The sequence below is a fragment of the Pseudomonas viridiflava genome, assembly GCF_900184295.1.
Classification (GTDB): domain Bacteria; phylum Pseudomonadota; class Gammaproteobacteria; order Pseudomonadales; family Pseudomonadaceae; genus Aquipseudomonas; species Aquipseudomonas viridiflava.
Window position 1 is genome coordinate 956,194 of sequence record NZ_LT855380.1, and the last position, 16,839, is coordinate 973,032.

Annotated in this window: 14 protein-coding genes; 6 read left to right on the forward strand and 8 right to left on the reverse strand. The window is 59.0% G+C overall.

Going from position 1 to position 16,839, the window contains the following annotated elements; all coding sequences use genetic code 11:
• Window positions 1-99: 99 nt before the first annotated feature.
• Complete coding sequence (locus CFBP1590_RS04630) at window positions 100-333, reverse strand: helix-turn-helix domain-containing protein (protein ID WP_004884008.1); 234 nt, start codon at window positions 331-333, stop codon at window positions 100-102.
• Window positions 334-674: 341 nt separating this feature from the next.
• Here CFBP1590_RS04630 and CFBP1590_RS04635 point away from each other — a divergent pair, with 341 nt between their 5' ends.
• Complete coding sequence (locus CFBP1590_RS04635; RefSeq protein ID WP_029243808.1) at window positions 675-1,451, forward strand: ferredoxin--NADP reductase; 777 nt, start codon at window positions 675-677, stop codon at window positions 1,449-1,451.
• A gap of 382 nt (window positions 1,452-1,833) precedes the next feature.
• Here the strand turns inward: CFBP1590_RS04635 and mscL are convergent, their stop codons facing one another.
• Window positions 1,834-2,280, reverse strand: coding sequence for a large-conductance mechanosensitive channel protein MscL (mscL, locus tag CFBP1590_RS04640; protein WP_004884015.1), 447 nt, complete (start codon window positions 2,278-2,280; stop codon window positions 1,834-1,836).
• Between the two features lie 192 nt (window positions 2,281-2,472).
• Here mscL and radA point away from each other — a divergent pair, with 192 nt between their 5' ends.
• Complete coding sequence (radA, locus tag CFBP1590_RS04645) at window positions 2,473-3,840, forward strand: DNA repair protein RadA (protein ID WP_029243809.1); 1,368 nt, start codon at window positions 2,473-2,475, stop codon at window positions 3,838-3,840.
• A 6-nt stretch (window positions 3,841-3,846) separates the two neighbouring features.
• Here the strand turns inward: radA and CFBP1590_RS04650 are convergent, their stop codons facing one another.
• Window positions 3,847-4,215: a PilZ domain-containing protein gene (locus CFBP1590_RS04650; RefSeq protein ID WP_004884018.1), complete on the reverse strand. Its 369-nt coding sequence runs from the start codon at window positions 4,213-4,215 to the stop codon at window positions 3,847-3,849.
• A 284-nt stretch (window positions 4,216-4,499) separates the two neighbouring features.
• Here CFBP1590_RS04650 and CFBP1590_RS04655 point away from each other — a divergent pair, with 284 nt between their 5' ends.
• The 3 genes from CFBP1590_RS04655 to yjiA all read left to right on the forward strand — a co-directional run bounded on the left by CFBP1590_RS04655 (window position 4,500) and on the right by yjiA (window position 7,874).
• Window positions 4,500-6,575, forward strand: coding sequence for a carbon starvation CstA family protein (locus CFBP1590_RS04655; RefSeq protein ID WP_025995639.1), 2,076 nt, complete (start codon window positions 4,500-4,502; stop codon window positions 6,573-6,575).
• 27 nt (window positions 6,576-6,602) lie between these two features.
• Entirely contained in the window at window positions 6,603-6,800 is a 198-nt protein-coding gene (locus CFBP1590_RS04660) for a YbdD/YjiX family protein (RefSeq protein WP_004884022.1), read from the forward strand.
• Window positions 6,801-6,896: 96 nt separating this feature from the next.
• Window positions 6,897-7,874 carry a GTPase gene (gene yjiA / locus CFBP1590_RS04665; protein ID WP_029243810.1) on the forward strand — a complete coding sequence of 326 codons (978 nt, stop codon included), beginning with the start codon at window positions 6,897-6,899 and terminating at the stop codon, window positions 7,872-7,874.
• Between the two features lie 34 nt (window positions 7,875-7,908).
• Here the strand turns inward: yjiA and CFBP1590_RS04670 are convergent, their stop codons facing one another.
• The 4 genes from CFBP1590_RS04670 to glyA all read right to left on the reverse strand — a co-directional run bounded on the left by CFBP1590_RS04670 (window position 7,909) and on the right by glyA (window position 12,621).
• A complete protein-coding gene (locus tag CFBP1590_RS04670) occupies window positions 7,909-9,072 on the reverse strand; it encodes an MFS transporter (RefSeq protein ID WP_050575457.1) in 1,164 nt (387 codons plus the stop codon).
• 13 nt (window positions 9,073-9,085) lie between these two features.
• Entirely contained in the window at window positions 9,086-10,318 is a 1,233-nt protein-coding gene (locus tag CFBP1590_RS04675; RefSeq protein WP_032664196.1) for an aminotransferase class I/II-fold pyridoxal phosphate-dependent enzyme, read from the reverse strand.
• 376 nt (window positions 10,319-10,694) lie between these two features.
• Window positions 10,695-11,264: a YdcF family protein gene (locus CFBP1590_RS04680; RefSeq protein ID WP_029243812.1), complete on the reverse strand. Its 570-nt coding sequence runs from the start codon at window positions 11,262-11,264 to the stop codon at window positions 10,695-10,697.
• A gap of 103 nt (window positions 11,265-11,367) precedes the next feature.
• Entirely contained in the window at window positions 11,368-12,621 is a 1,254-nt protein-coding gene (glyA, locus tag CFBP1590_RS04685) for a serine hydroxymethyltransferase (protein WP_004884032.1), read from the reverse strand.
• A gap of 65 nt (window positions 12,622-12,686) precedes the next feature.
• Here glyA and CFBP1590_RS28250 point away from each other — a divergent pair, with 65 nt between their 5' ends.
• Window positions 12,687-12,821 carry a hypothetical protein gene (locus tag CFBP1590_RS28250; RefSeq protein WP_257013857.1) on the forward strand — a complete coding sequence of 45 codons (135 nt, stop codon included), beginning with the start codon at window positions 12,687-12,689 and terminating at the stop codon, window positions 12,819-12,821.
• 73 nt (window positions 12,822-12,894) lie between these two features.
• Here CFBP1590_RS28250 and CFBP1590_RS04690 read toward each other — a convergent pair whose 3' ends face one another.
• Complete coding sequence (locus CFBP1590_RS04690) at window positions 12,895-16,731, reverse strand: sensor domain-containing protein (RefSeq protein WP_032664198.1); 3,837 nt, start codon at window positions 16,729-16,731, stop codon at window positions 12,895-12,897.
• Window positions 16,732-16,839: the final 108 nt, after the last annotated feature.

The following is a 16,839-nucleotide window of genomic DNA, read 5'->3' on the forward strand; positions in this document are numbered from 1 at the left end:
TCACGTAAGCCCGTCCACTGACGGGCTCGCTGAGATCGGTGATTTTACGTACTTTTTGCGCTTTGACACCTGCCCATTTGGTGTCGGTCGCGTGCTTGGTCAGAACATGCCGCTCAAGGCCGCCTGGACCACGGCGGCGGTCTTGTTACACACCCCCAACTTCTGGACTGCGCTGGCCACGTGAAAATGAATGGTGCGTTCCTTCAGGCATAGAATCAGGGCTATATCACCTGCGGTTTTGCCTTTGGCGGACCACTTGAGAACTTCTATTTCCCGTTCGGTCAGCCCCTTGGGATTCGACGGATCCGTCGAGTTGATTTCCATGTTCTTCATGATCGCCTCCATACCCTTTGATGGCGAGATATCGCTGTGCTTTTATCCAGTCTAGGAAAAATGCACCGGGAATTTTGCACGCCGGAAGATATCCAGACGGATGGGCTGATGGCTTTTATGTACCCAAAAAGGAGTATCTCGGCTGGAACAGCCGTCGTAGCGCGTTTTGCTTCATGCTGGTTAGTCGGGGGCCGGCAACATGACCGGGCAGGCAAGAACCAAATGCTCTAAACGTTTCAGGCGCCACCAGGTACAAGCCACTACAAACCGCCGGTGTTTATCCGACGTACTTTGCGGGACACTTAGCGCTAACGTTCACATTCGGGAGCCCGAGGCACACCATGACCGTCAGCGAAGACAAGTTCACCCGGCAGACGCTTCAGCGTGTCACACCGTTGACCCCCAGCCTGTTTACCCTGCGCACCACGCGCGATCCCGGTTTTCGCTTCAGGGCAGGGCAGTTCGCGCGTCTGGGCGTGACCAAGGCAGACGGCACCACCGTGTGGCGAGCCTATTCGATGGTGTCTTCGCCCCATGACGAGTTTCTGGAGTTCTTTTCCATCGTCGTGCCTGACGGCGAGTTCACCAGCGAACTGAGCCGCCTGCGCGAAGGTGACAGCCTGATGGTCGAGAAGCAGGCCTTCGGCTACCTGACCCTGGACCGTTTCGTCGATGGTCGCGATCTGTGGCTGTTATCCACAGGCACCGGTGTTGCGCCGTTTCTGTCGATCCTGCAGGACTTCGAGGTATGGGAGAAATTCGAGCGTGTGGTTCTGGTGTACAGCGTGCGCGAGTCGAAGGAACTGGCTTATCAGCAGTTGATAGGCGAATTGATGCAGCGTGAGTACTTGGCCGAATACGTCGATAAATTCCAGTTTCTGCCTGTGGTTACCCGCGAGCAGCACCCCGGGGCCTTGAATGGCAGGATCACGCAACTGATTGAAAATGGCGAACTGGAGCGTGCGACAGGCATCCCCATGACCCCGGAGCATTCGCGGGTCATGCTGTGCGGCAACCCGCAGATGATCGACGACACCCGCGCCGTGCTCAAACAGCGCGACATGCGCCTGAGCCTGTCCCGCAAACCGGGTCAGGTGGCGGTGGAGACGTACTGGTAAGCAAGGCCCGATTCATCTACACCGCGTAGGGCGCTCGTCGTTATACACAAGGCTGCCCCGACACTGATCGTGCCCATCGCTCTGCGTGGGCATGCCTCCCGTGACGCTACGCGTCACAAATGGCACAGATTGCGGATTCAGTGAGCCGAGCGCATGACGTGGATAACGCTGGAGCTTGGTCTAGCATCTGCGCCACATCCAAGAGCGGACGCGGAGCGTCCTGGGAGGCATTCCCACGCGGGGCGTAGGAACGATCAGCGTGATCTCAAGCACGCCGATCATGCCCATGCTCGTTGGTTGCAGCAGGACTTGTATCGAACGCTGAGCGCAGGAGCGTGAGAACGATCCACTCAGTTTGCCGTTGATTGCAGACGAGTTACGCTCACAACGGACGGGCTGGGTCTACGGTAATCGGCGTCGCGGGCTTGTTCTGCTCCTTGAGCAGGTCGCGAATCTCGCCCAGCAGGACTTCTTCCTTGCTCGGCGTTGGCGGCAGGGTAGGGGCCTTGGCTTCTTCACGCTTCAGGCGGTTGATGGCCTTCACACCCATGAAGATGGCGAATGCAACGATGATGAAGTCAATGACTGTCTGAATGAACTTGCCGTAGGCCAGCAGCACGGCCGGGGTGGCTCCGTCGGCAGCCCGCAGGGTGACGGCCAGGTCGCTGAAGTCCACGCCACCGATCAACAGGCCCAGTGGCGGCATGATCACATCGCCAACGAACGACGAAACGATCTTGCCGAATGCCGCGCCAATGATGATACCGACGGCCATATCGACCACGTTACCTTTGACCGCGAATGCCTTGAACTCGCTTAGTACGCTCATGAGTAATTCCTTGTTACAGATAAATTGACCCGAATGAGTGTAATCCACTCACGCAGGTACTGCCCGATGCACGTTCAATCGACCGGACTGAGCCTTGGAAGTTTTATCCCGTCTTGAGCGCTATGGGTCGCCCACCGCCCAATTGGTGCGGCAACCTGCGTTATCATGTGCGCTTTTACGACTGGGGTTGTCATGGCCAAGGCCAAACGCTTGTACGGCTGCACCGAGTGCGGCGCGACGTTTCCCAAATGGGCGGGCCAGTGCAGCGATTGCGGCGCCTGGAACACGCTTGTCGAAACCATGATTGAAAGTGGTGCCGCCGCTCCCCCGAGTGGTCGTGCCAGCTGGACCGGCGCGCAGGCGCAGATCAAGACACTGGCCGAGGTCAGTGTCGAGGAGATCCCGCGTTTCTCCACCAACTCCGCCGAGCTGGACCGCGTGCTGGGCGGCGGTCTGGTAGACGGCTCCGTGGTGTTGATCGGCGGCGACCCCGGTATCGGCAAGTCCACGATTCTGCTGCAGACCCTGTGCAACATCGCCCAGCGCATGCCCGCGCTGTACGTTACCGGCGAAGAATCCCAGCAGCAGGTCGCCATGCGTGCCCGCCGTCTTGGGCTGCCGCAGGACAAGCTGCGAGTGATGACCGAGACCTGCATCGAGTCCATCATCGCCACGGCGCGCGTCGAGCAGCCGAAGGTGATGGTGATCGACTCCATCCAGACCATTTTCACCGAGCAACTGCAATCGGCTCCCGGCGGTGTGGCGCAGGTGCGCGAAAGCGCTGCTTTGCTGGTGCGCTACGCCAAGCAGAGCGGCACGGCGATCTTTCTGGTCGGCCACGTGACCAAGGAAGGCGCGCTGGCCGGGCCGCGCGTACTGGAACACATGGTCGATACCGTGCTGTATTTCGAAGGCGAGTCCGATGGACGCCTGCGTCTGTTGCGGGCCGTGAAGAATCGCTTTGGCGCTGTGAACGAACTGGGCGTTTTCGGCATGACCGACAAGGGCCTGAAAGAGGTCTCCAACCCGTCGGCGATCTTCCTCACTCGTGCGCAGGAAGAAGTGCCGGGTAGCGTGGTCATGGCCACATGGGAAGGCACCCGGCCGATGCTGGTCGAAGTCCAGGCGCTGGTGGACGACAGCCACATGTCCAACCCGCGTCGCGTGACGCTGGGTCTGGACCAGAACCGGCTGGCGATGTTGCTGGCGGTTCTGCACCGGCATGGTGGGATTCCGACTCACGATCAGGACGTGTTTCTCAACGTGGTCGGCGGCGTGAAAGTGCTGGAAACCGCGTCCGACCTGGCCTTGATGGCAGCGGTCATGTCCAGCCTGCGCAACCGACCGCTGCCGCATGACCTGCTGGTCTTCGGCGAAGTAGGGCTGTCAGGTGAGGTCAGGCCGGTGCCCAGCGGGCAGGAGCGTCTCAAGGAAGCGTTCAAGCACGGCTTCAAGCGGGCCATCGTGCCCAAGGCCAATGCGCCGAAAGAGGCGCCTCCAGGCTTTCAGATCATTGGCGTGACCCGTCTGGAGCAGGCACTGGACGCGCTGTTCGAGTAACGGGCACTAGATTTCGATCAGGGCTGCCAGCTCGCGATCCAGTTCTTCCTCATCGCCGAGGTTCAGTTCGATCAGCCGTTTCAAGTGGCTGATCGACTGCAGGCCGATGTGCCGACAGACAAAGCCCAGTTGCCGATTGTTGTCGTGGGTCAGGTGCACATCCATTTTTACGTAAACGTCCGGGCTCAGGTGGATATCCACCAGAAAGTCCTGGGCAGGGTCGCCCGTCCAGGGCTCGGGCCGTTCGATGAGCAAACCTTTGAGCGACAGGTCGACCAACTGCACTTTCCAGCTTTTGTCGCCTTGCGTCAGGTCGGTCTTCGCATCGAAGGCAATGCGTTTGAAGCGTCGGCGATCTGCATGTGAGTCGGTCATCGAGAGGGCTCTCTTGTTGCGGTATTCCGTGGGCCGGGTGCAAGGCTTCGGACTGTTTTATCAAGGCTGTTCCTGCACGATAGACCTGAAAGAGGTTGCCGGACAGATGGTGCCCCCAGATTTCTTTCCGACCTGCCAACAAGCCCGCCTGCGCCGCTCCATGCCGGGTATCTGCCTTAATTGATCAAATTCCGGTCTAGACCATCGTGGGGGGTGGCCTTTCGCTGTGACGGCGCTAAACTCGGACTGCTTGCCTTCTAGTCAACTCTGCTGGAATAAAAAAAATGAAAAATAATAATAGTCTGATGCGCCATGTTCCCTGGCTCATCGTCGCAATTGTTGGAGCATGTGCTCTGGGGGTCGTGGCCTTGCGCCGCGGAGAGGCGATCAACGCCTTGTGGATAGTGGTTGCAGCGGTTGCCATCTATCTGGTTGCTTATCGTTACTACAGTCTTTTCATCGCCAATCACGTTATGCAACTCGACCCGCTGCGTGCAACGCCTGCGGTGGTCAACAACGACGGTCTGGACTATGTGCCGACCAACAAACACATTCTTTTCGGTCACCACTTTGCGGCCATCGCAGGCGCAGGCCCGCTGGTCGGTCCGGTGCTGGCGGCGCAGATGGGGTATCTGCCCGGTACGCTGTGGCTGATTGCCGGTGTGGTGCTCGCCGGTGCGGTGCAGGACTTCATGATCCTGTTCCTCTCCACACGCCGTAACGGTCGCTCGCTGGGCGACATGGTCCGTGAGGAAATGGGCCGTATTCCCGGCACCATCGCCTTGTTCGGCTGCTTCCTGATCATGATCATCATCCTCGCGGTGCTGGCGCTGATTGTGGTCAAGGCCCTGGCCGAGAGCCCGTGGGGCATGTTCACCGTCATGGCGACCATCCCGATTGCGATGTTCATGGGCGTCTATATGCGCTACATCCGTCCGGGCCGCATTGGTGAGATTTCCATCGTCGGTGTGATTCTGCTGCTGGCCTCGATCTGGATCGGCGGCCTGGTTGCAGCCGATCCGACCTGGGGTCCGGCGTTCACCTTTACCGGCGTGCAGATCACCTGGATGCTGGTGGGCTACGGTTTTGTGGCAGCCATGCTGCCGGTCTGGCTGCTGCTGGCCCCGCGTGACTACCTGTCGACCTTCCTGAAGATCGGCACCATCCTGGCCCTGGCGATCGGTATCCTGATCCTGGCGCCGGAGCTGAAAATGCCGGCCCTGACCCAGTTCACCAACGGCACCGGTCCGGTCTGGAAAGGCGCACTGTTCCCGTTCCTGTTCATCACCATCGCCTGCGGTGCGGTGTCCGGTTTCCACGCGCTGATTTCCTCGGGCACCACGCCCAAGCTGCTGGATAACGAGAAGAACGCCCGTTACATCGGTTACGGCGGCATGCTGATGGAGTCCTTCGTGGCCATCATGGCTATGGTTGCCGCTTCGGTGATCGAGCCGGGCGTGTACTTCGCGATGAACAGCCCTGCGGCTGTGGTTGGCAGCGACGTGGTGACGGTCGCGCAGACTGTTACCAGCTGGGGCTTCACCATTACGCCTGAGCAACTGACGGCGGTCGCCAAGGACATCGGCGAGAACACCGTGCTGGCCCGTGCCGGTGGTGCACCGACGCTTGCGGTCGGTATCGCGCAGATCCTCCACCAGGTGCTGCCGGGTGAAAACACCATGGCGTTCTGGTACCACTTCGCGATCCTGTTCGAAGCGCTGTTTATCCTGACAGCGGTAGACGCCGGTACGCGTGCCGGTCGTTTCATGCTGCAGGACTTGCTGGGCAGCTTCGTCCCGGCTCTGAAACGTACCGAGTCCTGGACCGCCAACGCCATCGGCACCGGTGGCTGCGTGGCGTTGTGGGGTTATCTGTTGTATCAGGGCGTGATCGATCCGCTGGGCGGCATCAACACCCTGTGGCCGCTGTTCGGTATCTCCAACCAGATGCTGGCCGGTATCGCGCTGATGCTCGCAAGCGTTGTGCTGATCAAGATGAAGCGTCAGCGCTATGTCTGGGTCACCATGCTGCCTGCCACGTGGCTGTTGATCTGCACCGTGACGGCTGGCCTGATCAAACTGTTCGACTCCAACCCTGCAGTGGGCTTCCTGGCGCTGGCCAAGAAGTACAGCGCAGCGGCGGACGCCGGTCAGATTCTGGCCCCGGCCAAGACCATGGACCAGATGCAGCACGTAATCTTCAACGCATACACCAACGCGGGCCTGACCATCCTGTTCCTGTTCGTGGTGTTCAGCATCCTGTTCTACGCCCTGAAAGTCGGCATTGCCGCCTGGGGCAAGAAGGAGCGCACCGACAAGGAATCTCCGTTTCAGGCCATGCCGCCAGCGTCGCAGGTGTGATGATGGTCAACCACAGAGGATTTGCCCATGTTCAATGACCTGAGTCGCCTCGGGAAATACCTTGGTCAGGCCGCGCGTCTGATGGTGGGCATGCCGGACTACGACACCTATGTCGAGCACATGCAGACCACACACCCGGACAAGCCGATGATGACCTACGAGCAGTTCTTTCGGGAGCGGCAAGAGGCGCGTTACGGCGGCAAGGGCGGTCCGAAGTGCTGCTGATCCTCTGATCTGCGTTATCGTGTAACCCGACGCGCCACAGGCTGCTACCTGTGGCGCGTTTTCATTTCAGCCCGATTTGCACCTGTCTGGAGCCTTATGAGCGAGTTGCAACCTATCCCCGTTACCGTACTGACCGGCTTTCTGGGCGCAGGCAAAACCACGCTGCTGCGCCACCTGCTCAAGGCCGAGCACGGCCTGAAAATCGCAGTGATCGAGAACGAGTTCAGCGATGCCGGCATCGACAGCCAGTTGCTGGGCACCGACCCTGTGCAAGTCATGACCCTGTCCAACGGCTGCGTCTGCTGCACCATCCACACCGACCTGACCAAAGCGCTGTACCTGCTGCTCGAACGGCTGGACAGTGGCGAAATCGCCTTCGACCGGCTGGTGATCGAGTGCACCGGCCTGGCCGATCCCGCACCGGTTGCCCAGACTTTTTTCATCGATGAAGAGCTGCGCGAGCGCTACATCCTCGACGGCATCATCACCCTCGTTGATGCGGCTCATGCCGATACCCACCTGACCCAGACCATCGCCCAGGCACAGATCGGTTTTGCCGACCGCCTGCTGGTGAGCAAACGTGATCTGGTGGACGACGCAGCGTTTGACGCACTCAGCGCGCGCCTGACCCGCATCAACCGCCGTGCGCCGATCAATATCGTCGAGCATGGCAAGATCGACCTGGCTGAACTGCTCGACGTGCGTGGCTTCAACCTCAACGCCGATCTGGGCGGCGGCATGGTCCTGCGTCCGCTGGCGCCGGTCGGCAACTCCGGTGACCGCATCACCAGCCTTGTGCTGCGCAGCGACAAGCCACTGGATCTGGACCGCCTCAGCGAGTTCATGAACGCGCTGCTGGAAGACCACGGTAAACAACTGCTGCGCTACAAAGGCGTGCTCAACATCGCAGGCGAAGACCGGCGCATGGTGTTTCAGGGCGTGCTCAAGCTCTACGGCTTCGACTGGGATACCGAATGGGCCGAAGGCGAGCCGCGTGAAAGCGTCATCGTGTTCATCGCTGACGAATTGCCGGAGGAGAAGATTCGGGCCGGGTTCGAGGCGATGGTGGGCTGAGGTACTTTTAGGCTCAGCCGGTCTTGAGTCTCTCTCAAGATCGGCTCCTGCGCTCACTCAGCCAGTACACCGTCAAAGCCATTGCCGAAAGCGCAATGCATGCCAGTGTGAAAGGTGCGGGATCGCCCTTCGGCAGTAAGCTGGCGATCAGTGCACAGCAGGCGGCCATCGCCTGGTGAATGAAACCGATCAACGCCATGGCGTGGGGGCCTTTTACAGGGGCGTTCTGGCTGGCAAGAGACTGGGAAAGAGGATATACAGCCCCCTGACCCGCCAGCAGCAGGCAGTAAGGCAGCCAGAGCGCAACGCCCGACGCAGGGTAAATCAGCTGTCCGGCACCCATCACTAAGGCACCCGCCATCAAACATTTCAATCCAGTCAGCAAACCCTCTTGCTGGCTGTGTGTCGCGATCAGCCAACGGACCGAAAGTGCGCCCAGCAAATAGGCACCACTGATGGGCCAGCCGATCCAGCCGTATTCAAGTACCGTCCAGTTGAAGTGCAGCTGAAATATGGCGGGCGCGCTCGCACCAAAAAGGACAACCACTCCATACCCCAGTCCGCCTGCAAGCACCGGACTCATGAATCGCAAGTCCCGAATCAGTACCCTGTACGAGTCGTCCGGTCGAAAGTCTGTCCTTCTGGACGAAATGACTTTTACGAATAACCTGACTGGAATTATCGAGAGCGCACCCGCTACGGCACTAGCGATAAATATCGCTCTCCAGTCCCAGATCGCGTCCAGTACAGCGCCCGCGAACTGCGCCATACCCAGTGACAAGACAAAGCAGATAGAGAGCCAGCTGAATGCGCGCGGCAGTTGTTCAGCGCTGTGGCTATCGCGCAATAACACGCGGGCCATGACTGAAATCCCACCTGCTGCAATGCCTTGAACCACACGGCACATCAGGAACGTTGTCATGTCTATCGACAGCGCGGTACCTGCACTGCCAACTGAAAAAACCATCAACGCCCAAACCAGCGTCCTCCGACTGCCCAGACATGCAGCCAGCTTGCCCCATAACAACATCGGCAAACCCATGCCAATCAGAAAACTTGACAGCGTCAGAGCCGAAAAATAATCGGGTGCATTGAAAGTCTTTGCTATCGACGGCAGGGACGGCAGATGCAGCGTTATTCCTGACTGTGCAACCAGTACGGCCAGGCAGGGTACCAGCAGGCGACTTTCGATTTTCATGGGGATGATGTTTTTATTGGGTTGCAGGCTGATTGAACTCTGCTGTGCCAAGCGCTTCGGTCAGGCCTTTGCAAAAGTCACTGATCAAGATGTGTGTCATGTCTGATCTGAGCGTAATACGTATTGCAGGTTTATCTTGCGCTACAACTGGGAAGAATACCGCTGACGTAAAAAAACCTTTGTTGGCCAGTTCGGCTGCAATCCGATTTGCAACCTCTGCACTGGAACACTGGATGAGGCGAATGGCCGATCTGCTGCCTTTCTGTTCTGTGTTAATGATGGAATCAAAATATTGAATGTTGTGCTGTAGCTTCCGCTGCAGTTTTTCAACTTCGCCATTGCGGTGCAACGCTATTGAAGCCCTCCCTGCGCCGATGGCTGCAATGTTAAGACTTTGAGACCAATTGCTGGGTCCTCCGTATCGATGAATCAGTTTTTTCTGGCGGTCGTTGCCTAACATCGCTACGCCACCACTTGCGCCAAATGCCTTACCGAGTGACGCCACGATGATGGTGTTCTCATCAAGCTCGTCGAGCTTAGACCGTGCGTAGCCTGTTCCTCCTACTCCTAACGCGGAAATGGCATGCGAATCGTCAAGGTACAGAAATAGCCCGTATTTCTCTTTCAAATAAATCAGGCTTTCTATGTCTGCCATGCCACCCATGCTATAGACGCCATCGGCAACATAAGCAACCCTGTCATGTGCTTTGCATAACGTCTCAAGTTGCTCCATGTTGTTATGGCTTACTGTCAAAACCGTCGCTTCACCTGCGCACGCCGCCTTCATGTGGTTCATTGAATAGTGCGCATGCCTGTCAAAAACCATGGTGGGAACCCGGCCGTCGGTAAAGGCGCCTGACGAAAGTAGAGGCAATATGCCTGCGCTGGCTGCACTGCAGGATAAAGTGACATGGCAATGTGCGTTGAGCCATTCTGACAGCTCGGTTTCATACTCAGCCAAGTTAGATAGTTGACAGCGGTTTCGTGAATTGGCTATGCGCAACGTACCGGTTTTCTGGAGTGCTTGAATCGCGCCGTCGAGCAGTGCCGGGTGATAGTCCAAACCTAAATAGGACGTTGTGCAAAAATGATAAAACGACCTTCCGAATTGATCGTGCAGATAGTTGTCGTCTTTTACAGTTACGTGGAGACTGGATAGCTTTAGCTTGTCTGCCTCATCCCAGTTGGTTTCTGCCAGACGTATCAAGGTTTGATAATTGCTATGGCGATTGGCTGTCGAGTTCATGCTGCATCCGCTAATTGGAATTTTTCGGTTTGAGCAGCGGTTGATCTCACCAAGAGGAAAAAATAACCGCCAAGACAGCCATTCTTTCACTGGAAAATTTTCATGTATGTCAGACAGATCCGTGTCCAGCGGATAGTGGTGTATTTCCTCTGTAAGAAATATCTTGTTTTACTCGGCTTCCCGATAAGCAACTCTATGTTCTGCTGACACCTGCGGCGGGCGCATATCACTCTGCCGATTTTGTGATGTTTCAAGGAGGGGCGAGACGCGCGAAAGCGTCATCGTGTTCATCGCCGACGAATTGCCGGAGGAGAAGATTCGGGCCGGGTTCGAGGCGATGGTGGGCTGAGATCGCTCTCCAGGCCTACTGGCCTGATCAGGTGCTGGCTGCCCACCAGTAGGCGGGCAGCGCCACCACTTCACGGGCGATGGAGTACAGGTCGCGCCATTCGAAATAACGCGCGTGAGCAGTCGAGACCTGCATGACCCCGGCCTGCTTCAGGGCGTACTGGCTGCGGGTGACGTGAAAGTATTGAGTGACCACGACTGCGCTGGTGAAGCCTTTGCCTTTCATGATCCCGGCGCTGTTGATGGCGGTGTCTCGGGTGGTGTTTCCCTGTTCGTCCAGCAGGATCGCTTCCCGCGCAATCTTGCCGTGGTCAACAAGATAGTCTGCCATGACGGCCGCTTCGCTGAAGCCTTCCTTGCCTGTGCCGCCGCTGACGATGATGTGGCGAACCAATCCCTGTCGGTAGAGCTCTTCAGCCCTGTCGAGCCTGGCTCGCAGTCGATCGGACGGCGTCCCGTCCGGGAGCACTTGCGAGCCGAGGACGATGGCGGCGTCGCTGGTTTTGGCGGTGTCGGACAGCCCGTCGATCACGATGGCCCCCGCAAACAGCATGAGCAGCATCGGCAGGCTTATCGAAAGGGTGCGCAACAGCTTCATGGATCGTCTCCCGATCAGTCGGTGGGCTCTGTGCAACGGTGTCACAAAAAAGCCCCGGCTCTTTCGAGTCGGGGCTTTGAGTTACTGCGTCAGACGATGCGGATCAAGCGCCGTAGACTGGCAGCTTGGCGCAGATGGCCTTGACCTTCTCGCGAACCGCGTCGATCACGGCTTCGTTGTTCAGGTCAGCCAGGATGTCGCAGATCCAGCCAGCCAGTTCCTTGCACTCTGCTTCCTTGAAGCCGCGAGTGGTCACAGCCGGGGTGCCGAAGCGCAGGCCGGAGGTGACGAACGGTGAGCGTGGGTCGTTCGGTACGGAGTTCTTGTTGACGGTGATGAAGGCGCGGCCCAGGGCAGCGTCGGCATCTTTACCGGAGATGTCCTGCTTGATCAGCGACAGCAGGAACAGGTGGTTTTCAGTACCGCCGGAAACCACGTCGAAACCGCGCTCGATGAACACACCGGCCATGGCCTTGGCGTTCTTGACCACTTGCTGCTGGTAAGCCTTGAACTCAGGCTGCAGCGCTTCCTTGAAGCACACGGCCTTGGCCGCGATGACGTGCTCCAGCGGGCCGCCCTGCGAACCCGGGAATACGGCCGAATTCAGCTTCTTCTCGATGTCGGCGTTGGCGCGAGCCAGGATCAGGCCGCCACGTGGACCGCGCAGGGTCTTGTGAGTGGTGGTGGTCACGACGTCGGCGAACGGCACCGGGTTCGGGTAGACACCAGCGGCGACCAGACCGGCCACGTGGGCCATGTCGACGAACAGGTAGGCACCGACCTTGTCAGCGATGGCGCGGAAGCGTGGGAAATCCAGGATCTGCGAGTAGGCAGAGAAACCGGCCACGATCATTTTCGGCTTGTGCTCGACGGCCAGACGCTCGACTTCGTCGTAGTCGATCATGCCGTTGGCGTCGATGCCGTACTGCACAGCGTTGTACAGCTTGCCGGAGGACGAAACGCTGGCGCCGTGGGTCAGGTGACCACCGTGGGCCAGGCTCATGCCCAGAATGGTGTCGCCGCCCTGCAGCAATGCCAGGTACACAGCGGAGTTGGCTTGCGAACCGGCGTGTGGCTGAACGTTGGCGTAATCGGCGCCGAACAGTTCCTTGGCACGGTCGATGGCCAGTTGCTCGATCACGTCGACGTATTCACAGCCGCCGTAGTAGCGCTTGCCTGGGTAGCCTTCGGCGTACTTGTTGGTCAGGACCGAGCCCTGAGCTTCCATGACGGCCGGACTGGTGTAGTTTTCCGAGGCAATCAGCTCGATGTGTTCTTCCTGACGCAGAGCTTCTTGCTCCATGGCGGCAAACAGATCGGCGTCGTACTTCGCGAGAGTCAAATCACGGCTGAACATGGCAGTCCTCAAGGGGGCATGGCGGAAAAGGGGGGCATTCTAACCCATCGGGTTTTATCTGGCATATGAAAGGCAGTCATGTGCCGGATGAATGGGGTGCAGCTTGGGTCGGGCTGAGGGTTGCCATGCTCTGGCACTACACCGAACTGAAACAGGTCTGGCTGGCTGACCACGTGCCCGTGGACATAGCGCTGTCGTGAAGCAGACACAGGACTGTGGGAGGCGCCACCACGTCTTCGACGTAGCGCTGTCGCGCAGGGTCTGCAGTCCCTCTCAATCCAGCATGAACAACGCATCGTTGCTGAATTGCGCTTCGAACTGGCTGGCGGGCATCGGGCGGCCGAAGAGGTAGCCTTGTACTTCGTCGCAGCCGTGTTCGCGCAGGAAGTCCAGTTGCTCCTGGGTTTCCACGCCTTCGGCGATGACCGCCAGGTTCAGGCTGTGGGCCATGGCGATGATCGCACGAGCGATCTGTGCGTCCTGTTCGCCGGAAGGCAGGCCGTCGACGAAGGTGCGGTCGATCTTCAATACATCGATGGGGAACTGCTTGAGGTAGTTCAGCGACGAGTACCCCGTACCGAAGTCATCCACCGCAATGCTCAGCCCCAGATTCTTCAGCCCGTCGAGTATCTGCATGGCTTCGTTGACCTCGCGCATCAGGATGCTTTCGGTCAGTTCCAGTTCCAGGCACGCCGGAGGCAAGCCGATGGTGTGCAGAATGCTGGCGATGCGTTTGCCAAGCTGACCGTCAGAGAACTGCCGGGCCGAGATGTTCACGGACACTTTCGGCACGCGGACTTTCGCCTGATGCCATTTCTTCAACTGGCTGCAGGCTTCGGTCAGTACCCAGTCACCGACCTCCACCACCAGCCCCAGTTCTTCAAGCACCGGAATGAAGTCGTTCGGCGGCACCAGACCACGGCGGGGATGGCGCCAGCGCAGCAAGGCCTCGGTCCCGGTCAGGCGTTTGCCATCGCCGCTGAACTGCGGCTGGTAATACAGCGTGAATTCCTGCTGCTCCAGCGCGTGACGCAGGTCGCTTTCCAGCTCCAGACGCTCCAGCGCCGAGGCGTTCATGTCGGCCTGATAGAACTGGAAATTGTTCTTGCCGCGTTCCTTGGCGTGATACATCGCCGTGTCGGCGTTCTTCATCAACTGGCTCAGCTCATCGCCGTCCTGCGGGCTCAGGGCGATACCGATACTGGCGGTCACGAAGAACTCACGTCCCTCCAGCACGAAGGGGGTTACCAGACTGTTGAGGATCTTCTCGGCGACGTGAATGGCGCGGTTCAGGGCGCTTTCCCGCGTCGGACCCGGTTGCAGCAACAGGGTGAACTCATCGCCGCCCATGCGTGCCACCGTGTCATCGTCTGTGACGCAAGCCAGCAGACGCGTGGCCATCTCCTGGAGCATGCGATCCCCCGCAGCATGGCCCAGGGAGTCGTTGATCGGTTTGAAACGGTCCAGATCGAGGAACATCAGCACAACCCAAGCCTGTTGCCGCTCGGCCTGCTGCAGCGCCGAATGCAGGCGGTCCTGGAACAGCGTGCGGTTGGGCAGGTGGGTCAGGGCATCGTAGTAGGCCAGGCGATGGATGCGTTCTTCGCTGGCCTTGCGCTCACTGATATCACTGAAGAAGCACACGTAGCTTGCCAGATCGCCTTCATCGTCCACCACCGCAGTGATGCCGACCCACGCCGGGTAATGCTCGCCGTTGCGACGCTTGAGCCTGACCTCGCCCTCCCAGGTGCCGCTCTGGTTGAGTTGCCTGATGACGTAGCGCAGGTGCGCTTCCTGTTCCGCTTCCACTGTCAGCATGCCGGGCAGTTGATCGAGCACCTGAGCGACTTCGTAGCCGCTGACTCGCGTGAAGGCTTCGTTGGCCTGCACGATGTAGCCCGCAGGATCGGTGATTAGAATGGCCGACGTGGAGTGTTCGAATACGGTGGCAGCCATGCGCAGGTCTTTTTCCGCGCGGCGCTGCTGGCTGATGTCGCGGCCAACCCCGAGAAGCCCCTCGAAATTGTCGTGCTCGTCCCAGACCAGCACCATGCGCAGTTCGACCGGTACCTTGCGGCCGTCGGCCCGCAGACAATCGAACACAAACAGACGCGGCGTTGTGTCGTTGCGCAGCTTCGCCAGTTCTTCCGGTTTGTTGAGCACCTTGCGGATATTCCGGATCAGCGCGTCGAACCCTGTCAGTTGTTGCGGGTTGGCAACCGTCACGCCCCAGCCGTGAGCGAGAATCCAGTCGGCGGTGTAGCCCAGCACGCTCTGAACCGAGGGGCTCACGTAATTGGGCTCGAGCTGATTGTCCGTGGAGAAGATCACATCACTGATGCTCTCGGCGAGCATCCGATAACGCTGTTCACTGTCACGCAAGGACTGGCTGGACGTGACCTGATCGGTGATGTCCTTGGCGACGCCGATGATGCGTGTCACCAGATCCTGGTTATCCCGCGCCAGCGCCTGTTCGCGAATGTCGAAGCAGCGCCACTGGTTGTCGCGGTCACGGAAGCGCAGGACACATTGCAGCAGTTCGTTGTGCCCGTGATGACGCTGGCGCAGACGCATGTCCTGATAGGGTTTCGCGTCTTCCGGATGGAGCAGGATTTCCCAGAAGAACTCACCCATCCCGTGCAGTTCCGATTTGCTGTAACCCAGCGTCTGCCCCAGATGGTGGTTGCTGTAGATCATCCGCTGGCTGAGCACATCTTGCACATAGAGGTGATCCGGCACGGTGCGGACCACGTCGGACCAGAAGCTTTCACGGTCCAGCAACGACAGTTCGATCTGTTTGCGGCTGGTGATATCGCCAATGCTGAGAATGACCGCGTCGAAGTCGGCGGGGCTTTCCGGCAGCCTGAGCACCAGCCACAGGTGCTGATCCTGGCCGTCCTCCCGGGTGCGGCGGATTTCCAGTTCCAGGCGTGGCTGTTTGTCGAGCACTGCGCGGATCACTTGAATGCCGATGCCGGGCCGCGTGCGCGACTCGCCTTCGATCAATTGCTGCCATGCCTGCTCACCGCATTCGACGTTCAGCAGGCCCAGAGCAACGTCGTTCACCTCGTTGATGCGCAGCTGTTGCAACAGGCGATCAAGCAGACCGGGCTGGTTTTTCAACAGCAGGTCGAGGTCTTCGCAGGTATTGATCTGCAGGGTTTCCAGGCGCCCTGGCAGGCTGGACATGTCCAGCACACAGATCGCAACGCCAGCCCCTTCGAAAATATCGCGATAGCGGCGGCGGCTTTCCAGCAGCTGACGCTGCCTGCCGCGCAGGCTCATGAGCGCGATGAGCGGCAGGATTGAAAACAGCAGGCCAATGATGCATTTGCCCACGAGTGGCGCGAGCAAATCCTGGCGTGCCTTGTGCGCGTCGAAAAGCCCTCGCAGCTGCCAGTCGCTGTTGCCCAAGGGCTGGAGCAGAACGGTCTCTGCATGGCCGGTGTCTGTCACGTTGTCAGGCATCACCTCGCGCAGAATCACCTGCTGGGTGCCACGTTTTTCCAACCGCCACAGATGCTGGAAATCCTGCGTCGGCTGCTGAATGAAGCCTTTGAGTGCATCGGGCACCATGCGCACGGCCCAGTAGTTGCCGTTCGAGCCTGCGCTCTGGCGCAATAGCAGATAGATCTGTGAGCCGTCGTCATTGCTGGTGTAGTAGAACGGACGCCCGATGGCTTGTTTGAGCGCACTTCTCAACAGCGTGGCGTCGCTGCTCATGTCGGCGCTGTCTCTGATCACGTCTCCATTGGGGGCGAGGCTGACGACGCTGCGTAATGCCGGCAAGGCTGAGCGCAATGCGCTCAGTGGCGTGGCCTGATCGGGGTTGTCTTCGCCTGCCTTGATTTCCTCCAGCAGATTCATCGCAATCTGGGCGTTGAGCGCCATGTTCAGACTGATCCGGTCGCAAAGCTGTGTCGCGTAGTCGAGGCTGCGCTGGCGCTGGCGTTCCTGGGTCTGATGAAACTGTTCGATGAGTTGCCAGAGCAGCAGCGCGATCATCAGCAACACCAACGCCGCCAGCACACCCTTCAGTGAGCCGCGCACAGGCCTGACCGTACTGTTTTTGGCGGTACTCGATGGCGAAGAGGTCGTTGATGTGGGCAAGTCGTTGTTCCTGACTACTGGACTGAAGCAGCGATGCACTATGCAATATAAGCTGGCCACCCAAAAGGGCGGCTAGCATGCCTTGAGTTGTGGCAGAGTGCCAGTCCC